General features: G+C 69.1%; 9 protein-coding genes. 4 read left to right on the forward strand and 5 right to left on the reverse strand.

The window, feature by feature from the left end:
- Positions 1-16: 16 nt before the first annotated feature.
- Both AB0B64_RS18560 and AB0B64_RS18565 read right to left on the reverse strand, forming a co-directional pair.
- Positions 17-790, reverse strand: coding sequence for an enoyl-CoA hydratase-related protein (locus tag AB0B64_RS18560; RefSeq protein ID WP_358178579.1), 774 nt, complete (start codon positions 788-790; stop codon positions 17-19).
- Between the two features lie 2 nt (positions 791-792).
- Entirely contained in the window at positions 793-1650 is an 858-nt protein-coding gene (locus AB0B64_RS18565; protein ID WP_358178581.1) for an NAD(P)-dependent oxidoreductase, read from the reverse strand.
- 111 nt (positions 1651-1761) lie between these two features.
- On the opposite strand from AB0B64_RS18565, the gene AB0B64_RS18570 reads away from it, so the two are divergent.
- Positions 1762-3690, forward strand: a complete 1929-nt coding sequence (locus AB0B64_RS18570) for an N-acetylmuramoyl-L-alanine amidase (protein ID WP_358178583.1) — start codon at positions 1762-1764, stop codon at positions 3688-3690.
- On the opposite strand, the gene AB0B64_RS18575 is transcribed toward AB0B64_RS18570, so the two are convergent.
- Positions 3653-4549, reverse strand: a complete 897-nt coding sequence (locus AB0B64_RS18575) for a MurR/RpiR family transcriptional regulator (RefSeq protein ID WP_225292140.1) — start codon at positions 4547-4549, stop codon at positions 3653-3655. The two genes, AB0B64_RS18570 and AB0B64_RS18575, sit on opposite strands and share 38 nt — an antisense overlap.
- 67 nt (positions 4550-4616) lie before the next feature.
- Entirely contained in the window at positions 4617-7199 is a 2583-nt protein-coding gene (gene glgP / locus AB0B64_RS18580; protein WP_358178585.1) for an alpha-glucan family phosphorylase, read from the reverse strand.
- 238 nt (positions 7200-7437) lie between these two features.
- Here glgP and AB0B64_RS18585 point away from each other — a divergent pair, with 238 nt between their 5' ends.
- The 3 genes from AB0B64_RS18585 (at position 7438) to AB0B64_RS18595 (ending at position 12718) form a co-directional block, all read left to right on the forward strand.
- Positions 7438-9579, forward strand: a complete 2142-nt coding sequence (locus AB0B64_RS18585) for an alpha-1,4-glucan--maltose-1-phosphate maltosyltransferase (RefSeq protein WP_358178587.1) — start codon at positions 7438-7440, stop codon at positions 9577-9579.
- A gap of 70 nt (positions 9580-9649) precedes the next feature.
- Positions 9650-11350 (forward strand): maltose alpha-D-glucosyltransferase, encoded by a 1701-nt coding sequence (gene treS / locus AB0B64_RS18590; protein WP_357950024.1) that lies wholly within the window; start codon positions 9650-9652, stop codon positions 11348-11350.
- Between the two features lie 3 nt (positions 11351-11353).
- A complete protein-coding gene (locus tag AB0B64_RS18595; RefSeq protein WP_357950022.1) occupies positions 11354-12718 on the forward strand; it encodes an aminoglycoside phosphotransferase in 1365 nt (454 codons plus the stop codon).
- A 7-nt stretch (positions 12719-12725) separates the two neighbouring features.
- Here the strand turns inward: AB0B64_RS18595 and AB0B64_RS18600 are convergent, their stop codons facing one another.
- Positions 12726-13565 (reverse strand): NAD(P)-binding domain-containing protein, encoded by an 840-nt coding sequence (locus AB0B64_RS18600; protein WP_358178589.1) that lies wholly within the window; start codon positions 13563-13565, stop codon positions 12726-12728.
- Positions 13566-13631 lie beyond the last annotated feature (66 nt).

Consider the following 13631-nt stretch of genomic DNA (forward strand, 5'->3'; position numbering starts at 1 on the left):
GGCGAGTGGCTGTCCGTCAGCGGCCCGTGAACTTCGGTTCGGCTTTGTCCGTGAACGCCCGCATCCCGATCTTGGCATCGTCCGTCGCGAACAGACCCGAGAACTGCAGCCGCTCGATCTCCAGCCCCGTATCCAGATCGACCTCCACCCCTTGGTCCACCGCCTGCTTGGCGGCCCGCAGCGCCACCGCGGGCCCGCCTGTGAAGGTCCCCGCCCAGGCCAGCGCCGCCGCGTACACCTCCTCGTCCGGCACCACCCGATCCACCAGCCCGATCGACAGCGCCTCGGCGGCCGGTACGTGGCGACCCGAGTAGATGAGGTCCTTCGCCCGCGCGGGGCCGATCAGGCGGGGCAGGCGCTGGGTGCCGCCCGCGCCGGGGATGAGGCCGAGCTGGATCTCCGGCTGGCCCAGCTTGGCCGACTCGCCGGCCACCCGGAAGTCGGCGCACAGGGCCAGCTCGCAGCCGCCGCCCAGCGCGTAGCCGGTGACGGCGGCGATGACGGGCTTGCCGATGGCGGCCACCGCGGTGAAGCAGCCCTGGAGCCCGCGGGAGTGGGCGGCCATGTCGGCGTAGGACATGACGACCATTTCCTTGATGTCGACGCCGGCCGCGAAGACCCGCTCGCCGCCGTAGACGACGACGGCGCGCACTTCGGGATCGGCGTCGACGGCTCGGGCGGCTTCGCCGAGCTCGTGCTGCATCTGGCCGTTGAGGGCGTTCATCTTGGGACGGTCAAGCCGGATCGTGGCGATCTGGTCGGCCACTTCAACGCGTACGAAATCACCCATGCTCAGGACATTACAAGCTGCTGGCGCCGGACCAAGTCCAGTAGATCGGTACGCGGCGTCCAGCCGAGCAGCGAGTGGAGGCGGCGGGTGTCGGCCAGTGAGTCGCCGGGCTCCTCGAGCGGGGCGGGCACGACGTCGAAGGTGAGATCGGCTCCGGTCACCGTGGCGACCGCCTCCGCCATGGCCCGCAGGGTGTGGCCGCGGCCCGTGCCGAGGTTCACGATGCCGGGCGCGCCGATGAGCTCGATCATCGCGCGGGCGGCCTGGCGTACGTCGGTGACATCCCGCGTACGGTCGAGCGAGCCGAGCACGCGCAAAGGACGGCCCTCCTGGGCGGCGCGTAACCAGATCGACAGCGCCATGTCGGGCCGCTGCCCCTCCCCCGCGACGGTGAACGGCCGGACGATCGTGATGTCAGGGCGGTCGAGGCAGAGCCGTTCGAGGGCGACCTTGCTCGTGGCGTAGCCGCCGGCGGGGCGGACCGGGTCGGACTCCGCGCTGGGCCGGCCGTGGGACGCTCCGCCGTACACCGAACTGGAGGAGGTGATCAGGAGCGGGACGCCGGGCGGCGTGAGGGCCAGCACCCGCGCGCCCGCGAGCACGTTGTCCCGATGGCGTCGCCAGGCGATTCCGGGAGCGGCGTCGCGCACGCCCGCGCACCCGGCCAGGTGGTAGACCTCTTCCGCGCCGGAGAAGGCCCCTGGCTCCAGGTCCAGCAGGTCGGCCTTGATCACGGTGAGTCCGGGTTGTTCCTCGACAGGCAGGCGGTCGATGGCGATGACCGGAGAGCCGGACGCGAGCAGGGCCGACGTCAGCGCGCGGCCGATGAACCCGGCCGCACCGGTCACGATCGACGTCACCCGCCCCACCATAGGGCGTGATGTCCTGAAAAATGTCTTCGCAAAGCTCTCGCCGAAGAAGGAAATTGTTGAGACGCTGGCTCCGATATTCCCCCAGTCGAGGAGCAGTAGATGCGCAGAGCACTGGCGATCGCGGTGGTCGCCTTGCTGCCATTAGTCAACATGACGGCCGCGGCCGGCACCACTGCCGAGCAACCCCCGGATCGGCAGGCGGCGTTCGCCGCGGCCGCCAAGGAGTTCCAGGTTCCGGAGAGCGTCCTGCTCGGTGTCTCCTATCTGGAGTCGCGCTGGGACGCCCACGCCGGGCAGCCCAGCAACGACGCCGGATTCGGCCCCATGCACCTGACCGACGCCGCCGCCTTCACCGGGTCCAACCACCACGGCGAGGGTGAGGAGGACGCGCGCGGCGACGAGACCAGGCCGTTACCCCCGGTCGCGACGGCGGTCGCGCCCACCGAGATCCCAGCCTCGCTCAAGACCATGGAGAAGGCCGCCCAGCTGACCGGCGCGAGCCACGAGGCGCTCCGGTCCGACGCCGCCACGAACATCAGGGGCGGCGCGGCGCTGCTGGCCGACTACCAGAAGTCGATCGGCGCGCCGCTGAGCGCGGACCCGGCCCAGTGGTACGGGGCGGTCGCCAAATACTCCGGCGCCGACGAGTCCGAGGCGGCCAAGGTCTTCGCCGACGAGGTCTACAGCACGATCGAGGACGGCGCCGAGCGGGTCACCGACGACGGGCAGCAGGTCAAGCTCACGCCGATCCCCGGCCTGGAGCGGATCGAGAAGTGGCTGGAGAAGCTCGGCCTGCGGCCGCCGCGCCGCGACGGTGTCGAATGCCCGAGGTCGATCTCCTGCGAGTGGATCCCGTCGGCCTACGCGCAGAAGCCGAACGGCGACTACGGCCACTACGACCTGGCCAACCGGCCCGTCAGCCAGAAGATCCAGTACATCGTCATCCATGACATGGAGGGCTACTTCCTCCCGTCGATCAAGCTGAACCAGGACGTCAACTACGGCGCGAGCTGGCAGTACTCGGTGCGCTCCACCGACGGCCACATCGCCCAGCACGTCAAGGGCAAGGACGTCGCCTGGCAGGCCGGCAACTGGTACATCAACGCCAAGTCGATCGGCATCGAGCACGAGGGCTTCCTGGCCGAGGGCAGCACCTGGTACACCGAGGCGATGTACCGCTCGTCCGCCAAGCTCGTGCGCTACCTGGCGGCCAGGTACGACGTGCCGCTGGACCGGGCGCACATCCTGGGCCACGACAACGTGCCGGGCACGCTGCCGACCACGGTGCGGGGCATGCACGAGGACCCGGGCCCGTTCTGGGATTGGAAGCACTACTTCGACCTGATCGGCGCGCCGTTGCATGGTTTCGGCGGCCCCAAGGCGGGCTCCATCATGATCAGGCCCGACTTCGCCACCAACAAGCCGTACTTCTACGGCTGCGACCGCAAGAACCCGGAGGCCGCCTGCCCGCCGCTCCCCGCCGGGACCGTGTGGCTGCGCACCGAGCCGCGTGACGACGCGCCGCTGATCAAGGATATCGGCAAGCACCCGACGGGCACCAACGACTCGCTGTACAGCGTGTACGACCACAGTGCCAGGGCGAGCACCGGCCAGCGGTTCGCCGTCGCCGACCGGCAGGGCGACTGGACCGCGATCTGGTACCTCGGCCAGAAGAGCTGGTTCTACAACCCGCGCTCCGCGCCGACCGCCGTCCCGTCCGCGGGCCTGGTGGTCACGCCCAAACCGGGTCTGGCGACCGTCCCGGTGTACGGCAGGGCCTACCCGGAGCAGGAGGCCTACCCGGCCGACATCCCGTACCAGGCGGTGACCCCGCTGCAGTACACGTTCTCGGCCGGAGAGAAGTACACCCTGGCCGGGAAGGCGGCCACCGAGTATTACCGGGCGGTCACCTTCGACGAGGCCGGCCACAAGGTGGTCAAGGGCAAGACGAAGTACCTGCAGATCCAGTTCGGGCACCGGGTGATGTTCGTCAAGGCTGACGACGTGCGGGTGTCGCTCGCCTGGTGAACTCCTTGACGGCGCGCCTGGTGCTCTGCAACGCCTCCTGAGAGGAGTCGAAGGTGCGCTGGGCGACGCCGACGAACACGCAGTCGACGACGAGGAGCTGGCTGATCCGGCTGGCCAGGGCGCCGGGACGGAACTCCGTCTCGCGCCCGGCCGAGATCAGCACGTGTTCGGCCAGCTCCGCGATCGACGAGCGGGGGTTGTTGGTGATGGCGACGGTCGTCGCGCCGGCCTCCCCCGCCCTCGACAGCGGTTCGAGCACGTCGGGCGTCTCGCCCGACGTGCTGATGCCGATCGCCACGTCGCCGGGCTTGAGCAGCACGGCGCTGGTCAGCGCCAGGTGGGCGTCCTGGAAGGCGTGGCTGGACAGGCCGATGCGCAGCAGCTTCTGCGCCACGTCCTCGGCGACCAGACCCGAGGCGCCCACGCCGTAGGCGTCCACCCGCCGGGCGCCGACGATCGCGTCGACGACCAGGCCAAGGCGCTCCGAGGTGAGCTGGGCGACCGTGTCGTTGATCGCCTCCGACTCGGCCCTGGCCACCTTCTGGATGACCTCCGACAGCGGATCGTCGGGCGCCAGGTCACCCGGCACCAGACGGTCCGGCTGGGCGGCCGCCGCGGCCAGGGCGAGGCGCAGCTGCGGGTAGCCGGCGAAGCCCAGGAGCCTGGCCGTACGTACGATCGTCGCCTCGCTGGTGCCCGAGGCGGCGGACAGCTCGGTGATCGTGCTGCGGGCCACCGTCGCCGGGTCTTCCAGGATGAGCCGGGCGACGGTCTGCGCGGCCGGAGTCAGGGACGGAAGCACGCCGCGGACCGTCGCCACCAGAGTGTCTGCCCGCAGGCCGTTCGCGCTGTCGTCCACGGTCTCGATTATGACGCTCCTCCAGCGTTTTCCCTATTGCACGGCCCACCCAGCCCGATCACCACGTTCAGCGGAGCATGCCGTTCGTCATCCCCGCGGGCTCCTCGGGAACGGCGATGAGGCCGAGCTCGGCGCGGCAGGCGGCCAGCGGGTGGTGCGGGACCGCCCGGACCGTGTAGCCGAACGCGCCGGTACGGTCCAGCGGCACCTCACCCACGTAGTGGGCCCGGCCGTCGTCGTCGGCGCCCTCGGTCCGCAGCTCGACGTAGGCCGGGTGGATCAGCTCGTCGTGCGGCCCGACCCGGCCGTAGGCGGCCTCGACCAGGATGTCACCCGGCTCCAGGTCGCCGAGCGCGACGGTGGCGCGTATTTCGAGCGCCGCGCCGACCTCGGGCGCGTCTCCGACGCCCGACGACTCCACGTGCTCGACCCGGACGCCCGGCCAGGCCCGCGTGACGCGGACGCGCCAGGCCGCGAACGCCTTGGCCCCGGCGGAGGAGTCGGCCTCCAGCGCGCGGGCGGCCCGCGCGGCGGGCAGGTAGAGGCCGACCACGTAGTCGCGCAGCATCCGGCCCGCGAGCACCTTGGGGCCGAGCGAGGTGAGCGTGTGCTTGACCATCTCCAGCCAGCGGCGCGGCAGCCCGTCACCGGCCCGGTCGTAGAAGCGGTCGGCCACCTCGTTCTCGATCAGGTCGTAGAGGGCGGCGGCCTCCAGCTCGTCGCGCCGGTCGGGATCGGTCACCCCGTCGGCTGTGGGGATGGCCCAGCCGTTGGTGCCGTCGTACCACTCGTCCCACCAGCCGTCGCGGATCGACAGGTTGAGCCCGCCGTTCAGCGCCGACTTCATGCCCGAGGTGCCGGACGCCTCCAGCGGCCGGAGCGGGTTGTTCAGCCACACGTCACAGCCCTGGACGAGCAGCTGGCCGAGCGCCATGTCGTAGTCGGGCAGGAACACGATGCGGTGCCGCACGTCGGGCCGGTCGGCGAACTTGACGATCTGCTGGATCAGCTTCTTGCCGCCCTCGTCGGCGGGGTGGGCCTTGCCCGCGATCACGATCTGGACCGGCTTGTCGGCGTCGAGCAGCAGGTCCGACAGGCGCTTGGCGTCGCGCAGCATGAGCGTGAGCCGCTTGTAGGACGGCACGCGCCGGGCGAACCCGATCGTCAGCACGTCGGGGTCGAGCACGTCGTCGATCCAGCCGAGCTCGGCGTCGGAGGCACCGCGGTCGCGCCACGCCTTGCGCAGCCTGACCCTGGCCCCCTCGACGAGCCGGCGCCGGAGCGTACCCCGGATGTCCCAGAGGTCCGAGTCGGGGACCTTCTGGACGCCCTCCCAGCCGCGCGCCCGCTCGATCAGCGAGGGCAGCTCGCGGCCGGCCAGCTCCATGAGCTCGCGGCCGACCCAGGTGGGTGCGTGGACGCCGTTGGTGATCGAGCCGATCGGCACCTCGTCGACGTCGAAGCCGGGCCACAGGCTCTTGAACATCTCGCGGCTGACCGCGCCGTGCAGCACGGAGACGCCGTTGACGCGCTGGGCCAGCCGCATGCCCATGATCGCCATGTTGAACCGGCCGGGCTGGTCCTCGGCGCCGAGCGCGAGGATGCGTTCGACGGGCACGGTCGGCCAGGCGTTGTCGCCGCCGAACTGGCGCTCGATCATGTCGACGGGGAACCTGTCGATGCCCGCGGGCACCGGTGTGTGCGTGGTGAAGACCGTGCCCGCGCGTACGGCCTCCAGCGCCTCGTCGAAGGAGAGGCGGGACTCGGTCAGCTCGCGGATGCGTTCGAGGCCGAGGAAGCCGGCGTGGCCCTCGTTGGTGTGGAACACCTCGGGCTCGGCGTGCCCGGTGATGCGGCAGTACGCGCGGATCGCCCGTACGCCGCCGACGCCCAGGAGCAGCTCCTGCAGCAGCCGGTGGTCGGTGCCGCCGCCGTAGAGGCGGTCGGTGACGTCGCGGGCCGCGGCGTCGTTGTCGGCCACGTCGGAGTCGAGGAGCAGCAGCGGCACCCGGCCCACCTGGGCCACCCAGATCTGCGCGTGCAGCACCCGCTCACCGGGCAGGGAGATGCGGATCTTGACGGGGGTGCCGTCCTCCTCCTTCAGGAGGGTCAGCGGCAGGCCGCCCGCGTCGAGTGACGGGTAGTGCTCCAGCTGCCAGCCCTCTGGCGAAAGCGACTGGGTGAAGTAGCCGTGGCGATACAGCAGGCCGACCGCGAGGATCGGCACCCCGAGATCGCTGGCGGTCTTGAGGTGGTCGCCGGCCAGGATGCCCAGGCCGCCGGAGTATTGAGGGAGTGCGGCGGCGATGCCGTACTCGGGGGAGAAGTAGGCGATGGCGCTCGCGGCGTCGGGCAGCGTCTGATACCAACGCGGCGCGGTGATGTATTCGCGCAGGTCGTCGGCGGCATCGGCGAGACGGCGCAGGAATCGGCGGTCGGCGGCCAGCTCGGCCAGCCTGGCGTGGTCGACGGCGCCCAGGAGGGCGACGGGGTCGTGCCCTACCTGCTCCCAGAGACGCGGGTCGACCTCGGCGAAGAGGTCGGTCGTCTCCGGGTGCCATGACCAGCGCAAGTTGTGCACGAGCTCGCCGAGGGCGGCCAACTCCGCGGGCAGGACAGTGCGGACGGTGAACCGGCGGATTGCTCTCACGTTTTCGAACCCTATGGGCTAGGAGGGACCTCTCAGTCCCTCACCTTCGGCAAGGCCGTTCAAACCCCTTCCGAGAAGAAGCATGAAGAGGAAATATTGGGGCAACTTCCACCAATGTCGGTTCTCCTGGGGACACTCGGGAGGTCCTCCACTGCTGCCCACAATTTACATGCAAGGATCGTTCCTACCACGGAAGCCTCCGGCGGTACCGAGCGTGCCGTCGCAACCTTGAAATGCGATGATCGGACGAATTCCCATCACGGACATCTCCCCCGTCGTCGACTGCGGGCAGTGGCCCGCCAAGGCGGTCGCCGGCGAGACCTTTCAGGTCTCGGCGACCGTGTTCAGAGAGGGCCACGACGCCGTGGCCGCGGGCGTTGTGCTCACCGCGCCCGATGGGAAGCGAGGCCGCCTGAGACCGATGCGCGAGCTCGCGCCGGGCACCGACAGGTGGGGCCTGGACGTGTGCCTGCCGGCCGAGGGTGACTGGCTGTTCAGGGTGGAGGCGTGGAGCGACCCCATCGCTACCTGGCTGCACGACGCGGAGATCAAGATCCCGCGGGGCATGGACAGCGACCTCATGTGCGAGGAGGGCGCCCGGCTGTTCGAGCGCGCCGCCAAGGCCGTACGGCAGGCGGACTGTCCCGCCCCCGGCAACGGGAACGGGCATCCCGCGGCCCACACCAGGACCGGCCGGGCCACCGACACCAAGCCATCCACCAAGCCATCCACCAAGCCATCCACCAAGGTCAACGGCAACGGCGACAGCACGTGCGGCCACCGCGCCGCGCTGCTGGCCGTCGCCGCCACGCTCCGCGACGAGCAACTGGACCCCCGGGCCCGGCTGTCCATCGCGCAGCTGCCGGAGACGGCGGCGCTGCTGGAGGCGCACCCGCTGCGCGCCCTGGTGACCAGGGCCCGGCCGCGGACGATCAGGGTGGACCGGCGCCGGGCGCTGTACGGCTCCTGGTACGAGTTCTTCCCCAGGTCAGAGGGCGCGGTCATCAACGAGTCCGGCGTCTCCAAGTCCGGAAATTTCCAGACTGCGGCCAAGCGTCTGCCCGCGATCGCCAAGATGGGCTTCGACGTCGTCTACCTGCCGCCGATCCATCCCATCGGCCTCACGTTCCGCAAGGGGCGCAACAACACCCTGAGCCCCGAGCCCGACGAGCCGGGATCGCCCTGGGCGATCGGCTCCGACGACGGCGGCCACGACGCGCTCCATCCCGACCTGGGGACGATCGAGGACTTCGCCGAGTTCGTCAACCGCACCCGCGAGCTGGGCATGGAGGTCGCGCTCGACTTCGCGCTGCAGTGCTCCCCCGACCATCCGTGGGTCAAGGAGCACCCGGAGTGGTTCACGATCAGGGCCGACGGCACGATCGCCTACGCCGAGAACCCGCCGAAGAAGTACCAGGACATCTACCCGATCAACTTCGACAAGGACCCCGAGGGGATCTACGTCGAGGTGAGACGGGTCCTGCGGCACTGGATGGACCACGGCGTACGGATCTTCCGCGTGGACAACCCGCACACCAAGCCGGTGGGGTTCTGGGAGCGGCTGCTGGCCGACATCCACGCGACCGACCCGGACGTGATCTTCCTGGCCGAGGCGTTCACCCGGCCGGCGATGCTGCAGACGCTGGCCAAGGTGGGCTTCCACCAGTCCTACACGTACTTCACGTGGAAGAACTCCAAGCACGACGTGGAGACCTACCTCGCCGAGCTGGCCCGGGAGACGTCGTACTTCCTGCGACCCAATGTGTTCGTTAACACACCGGATATTCTTCACGAATACCTGCAACACGGCGGAAATCCTGCTTTCCGGATCCGTGCCGTGCTCGCCGCGCTCGCCTCACCCACCTGGGGCGTCTATTCCGGGTACGAGCTTGGGGAAAATGTCCCTGTCCGCCCGGGTAGTGAGGAATATCTAGATAGTGAGAAATATCAGTACAAACCGCGGGACTGGGCGGAGGCAGAGCGGGCAGGGTGGAGCCTGGCGCCGTTCATCACCCACCTGAATTTGTTCCGAAGAGCACATCCAGCGCTGCAGGAGTTGCGTAATCTACGGTTCCACCGGGTTGACCAACCGGACATGGTGTGCTTCTCCAAGCGCCTGCCGGGCGCCTATGACCCCGCCACACGACGGCACGGGCTGGGCGATGTCGTCCTGGCGGTTGTCAATCTCGACCCACACCACACCCACGAGGCGGCGGTCGAGCTGGACATGCCGGCCCTCGGTCTCGACTGGAATGCCGAGTTCGTCGTCGACGACGAACTGTCGGGCGAGTCGTACCGTTGGCGGCAGAACAACTACGTTCGCCTCGACCCCCACATCCAGCCAGCCCACATCTTCACCGTACGAGCCGCGCCACGGTAGAACACAGAATTCAGCGGGGAGTCTTCAACGTGTGTGAAAGCGCCTCCTTCATGAGCCCAAGGGAGTGCTCATGAGCTCCACACCCATTCCCAACCCCTTCGACGAGGAGAAGCCGCGCGACCCCTACTGGTACAAGCGCGCGGTCTTCTACGAGGTTCTGATCAGGGGCTTCGCCGATTCCAACGGCGACGGCACCGGTGACATCAAGGGCCTGATCAGCAAGCTCGACTATCTCCAGTGGCTCGGCGTGGACTGTCTGTGGCTGTTGCCGCTGTACGAGTCACCGCTGCGCGACGGCGGCTACGACATCGCCGACTTCATGAAGATCCTGCCGGAGTTCGGCGATCTCGGAGACTTCGTGAAGCTCGTCGATGAGGCCCACAAACGCGGCATGCGAGTCATCGCCGACCTGGTGATGAACCACACGAGCGACGCCCACCCCTGGTTCCAGGCCGCGCGCCACGACCCGGAGGGGCCGTTCGGCGACTTCTACGTCTGGTCGGACAACGACAGCGCCTATCCCGACGCCCGGATCATCTTCATCGACACCGAGACGTCCAACTGGACCTATGACCAGGTCCGCGGCCAGTACTACTGGCATCGCTTCTTCCACCACCAGCCGGACCTCAACTACGAGAACCCGGCCGTGCAGGACGCGATGCTGGAGGTGCTGCGCTTCTGGCTCGACCTGGGCATCGACGGGTTCCGCCTCGACGCCGTGCCGTACCTCTTCGAGGAGGAGGGCACCAACTGCGAGAACCTGCCGCGCACGCACGACTACCTCAAGCGGATCCGCAAGGAGGTCGACCGGCTCTACAACGACCGGGTGCTGCTCGCCGAGGCCAACCAGTGGCCCTCCGACGTGGTCGAGTACTTCGGCGACCCGGTGGGCGGGGGCGACGAGTGCCATATGGCGTTCCACTTCCCGCTGATGCCGCGCATCTTCATGGCCGTACGCAGGGAGTCGCGCTACCCCATTTCCGAAATCTTGGCCCAAACCCCGAAGATTCCGGAACATTGCCAGTGGGGGATCTTCCTCCGCAACCACGATGAGCTGACGCTCGAGATGGTCACGGACGAGGAACGCGACTACATGTACACCGAGTACGCCAAGGACCCGCGCATGCGGGCCAACGTCGGCATCCGGCGGCGCCTGGCACCCCTGCTGGAGAACGACCGCAACCAGATCGAGCTGTTCACCGCGCTGCTCCTGTCGCTGCCCGGCTCGCCGGTGCTCTACTACGGCGACGAGATCGGCATGGGCGACAACATCTGGCTCGGCGACCGCGACGGCGTACGCACGCCCATGCAGTGGGACCCCGACCGCAACGCCGGGTTCTCCGACTGCGACCCGGGACGGCTCTACCTGCCGGTCATCATGGACCCGATCTACGGCTACCAGGGGCTCAACGTCGAGGCGCAGCAGAAGAGCGGCGGATCGCTGCTCCACTGGACCAAGCGCATGATCGAGATCCGCAAGCGGCACCCGGTGTTCGGCCTGGGTGAGTTCACCGAGCTCAACTCCTCCAACCCGAGCGTGCTGGCGTTCGTCCGCGAGCTGGGCGACGACCGGATGTTGTGCGTGAACAACCTCTCGCGCTTCCCCCAGCCGGTCGAGCTTGACCTGCGCAGATTCGTCGGCGTCTCGCCCGTTGAGACGATGGGTGGAGTTCCATTCCCGGCAATTGGCGAACTTCCGTATCTTTTGACGCTTCCCGGGCATGGGTTCTATTGGTTCACACTCCCACCGGCCTTCACCCAGGAGGAGTAAGACGTGCTTGACGAGCTCCTTGCCGCATGGATCAGTCGCCAACGATGGTTCGGCGGCAAGGGGCGCGCGATCGACTCCCTGTCGATCGAGTCGGACGTCGTGATCGACGCCGACGACCCCGGCCTCCGCCACCTGATCGTGTCCGTCTGGCAGGGAGCGTCGAGAGAGCGCTACCAGATCCTGCTCGGAATGCGGACCGAGCTGCCCGACCGGCTGAAACACGCGCTGATCGGCACGCACGGCCCCTACGCCTTCGAAAACGGCCCCGACCATCCCGAGTGGTACGTCTACGACGCCGTCCACGACCAAGCCCTGACCCACTGGGTCCTGGAGTGCATGGCCGAGGGTTGCGGCTGGGACACCGTCCGCTTCCGCCACCTGCCCGGCGTCACCATCGACACCTCACCGCGCAGCCTGGTGCTCGGCGCCGAGCAGTCCAACACCTCCCTGGTGTACGGGGACGCCTACATCTGCAAGTTCTTCCGCCGCCTGATCCCCGGCGTGAACCCGGAGCTGGAGATCGTCACCGCGCTGGACGCCCTGGAGTCCGCGCACATCGCCAAGCCGTACGGCTGGATCGAGACCGACCTCGACGGCACCGCCACGACGCTGGCCATCATGCAGGAATACCTCTCCACCGCCAACGACGGCTGGGACCTGGCCCTGGCCAGCGTGCGGGACCTGTACGGCTCGATGCCCGAGCTCTCGGCGGGCGAGGTCGGAGGTGACTTCGCCGCCGAGGCGCACCGGCTCGGCGTGGCCACCGCCCACGTCCATCACGAGCTGGCCACCGCCTTCCCCACCGACCTGATCGAGGTGCACGAGGTCAAGCGGATGGCCGAGGGCTTCCGGCGGCGGCTGGGCCGGGCCGTGGGCGAGGTGCCGGAGCTGCGCGAGCACGTCGACGCGCTGGAGGCCGCCTACCACGCGGTGGAGGACCTGACCGTCGAGGTGCCCGTGCAACGGGTGCACGGCGACTACCACCTGGGCCAGGTGATGCGCATCGCGACCGGCTGGGTGGTGCTCGACTTCGAGGGCGAGCCGGGCCAGCCCCTGGCCGAACGCCGGGCCCTGTCGTCCCCGCTGCGCGACGTGGCCGGGATGCTCCGCTCGTTCGACTACGCGGCCAGGCACCTGCTGGCCGACCACTCACAGCCCGAATCCCTGGAGGAGCGGGCCGCCGAGTGGGCCGACCGCAACAGGGCCGCCTTCCTGGAGGGCTACACCGAGGGCGGCGGCGTGATCACCTCGGCGGACGCGGCCCTGCTGCGCGCGTTCGAGCTGTCGAAGGCGGTGTACGAGGTGGTCTACGAGGCCCGCAACCGGCCCTCATGGATCCGCATCCCGCTGGCCGCCTTCCGCCGCTGACCTGTCGCTAACGGAGCTCTTCGATCAGGCTCGACAGGCCGTGGGCGCCGTTGCCGGCCGCCACCCGCCGGTCGAGGACCTCCCTCATGGGCAGCAGCAGGTCCGGCTTCACCCCCTGCTCCTCGAAGGCGCGGATCAGGTTGACCATGCCCACCTGGTTGATCTCCAGGTTGGAGACGTCGGTCATGTAGGCGCCCGCCTCGATGTCCGCCGCCATCCGGGGCTGCTGCCCGGCCATCGCGTTCAGCCATGGCACCAGCAGCTCCGTGGTGAACTCCGCCACCGGCCGCTTCTCCGAGGCGATCAGCGCCGCCGCCTCCAGGAACCCGGCGATCTGGCCGTACATGCCGGTGAGCATGGCCAGGTCGTACAGCGGTGCGAGCCCCGCGTCCGCCCCCAGGTAGCGGGGCCTGGCCAGCACGCCCAACGCCTCCTCGTAACGCTCGAAGGCGGTGGGCGAGCCGCTGTAGAGGATCAGCGCGCCGGGCGTGCCGATCATCTGGGGCACGGCCATGATGCCGCCGTCCAGATAGTCGCCGCCGCGCTCGGCCACCCACTCCGCCATGTCGCGGGCCTCCGCCGGCCTGCCGTTGGTGAGGTTCAGCAGGACCCGGTCGTCCAGCCGTACCGAGCCGAGGAGCTCCCGTACGGCCGCGTAGTCGAGCACGCAGACGATCACCAGCGGGCTGGCCGCGACCGCCTCCGCCGCGGTCGCCACGGCGGTGGCGCCCAGGCCGTCGGCCTTGCCTTCCGTACGGTTCCACACGGTGACGCTATGACCGGCCCCGACGAGGGTCCGGGCCAGGGCCTGGCCCATGAGGCCCAGGCCGAGGATAGAGATACGCATGCTGAGCAGTCCTTTCCGTTGACGGCTTCCACATTGCTGGCCGGGGGTTATGGTCGGGTTCGGAGT

This window comes from Nonomuraea sp. NPDC049129 (genome assembly GCF_040648495.1).
Lineage (GTDB): Bacteria > Actinomycetota > Actinomycetes > Streptosporangiales > Streptosporangiaceae > Nonomuraea.

Bases quoted from the DNA above. Each gene is read 5' to 3' on its own strand.
- AB0B64_RS18570 (WP_358178583.1), top strand. From the start codon at position 1,762: ATGCGCAGAGCACTGGCGATCGCGGTGGTCGCCTTGCTGCCATTAGTC.
- treS (WP_357950024.1), top strand. From the start codon at position 9,650: ATGAGCTCCACACCCATTCCCAACCCCTTCGACGAGGAGAAGCCGCGC.
- AB0B64_RS18600 (WP_358178589.1), bottom strand. From the start codon at position 13,565: ATGCGTATCTCTATCCTCGGCCTGGGCCTCATGGGCCAGGCCCTGGCC.
- AB0B64_RS18560 (WP_358178579.1), bottom strand. From the start codon at position 790: ATGGGTGATTTCGTACGCGTTGAAGTGGCCGACCAGATCGCCACGATC.
- AB0B64_RS18585 (WP_358178587.1), top strand. From the start codon at position 7,438: ATGATCGGACGAATTCCCATCACGGACATCTCCCCCGTCGTCGACTGC.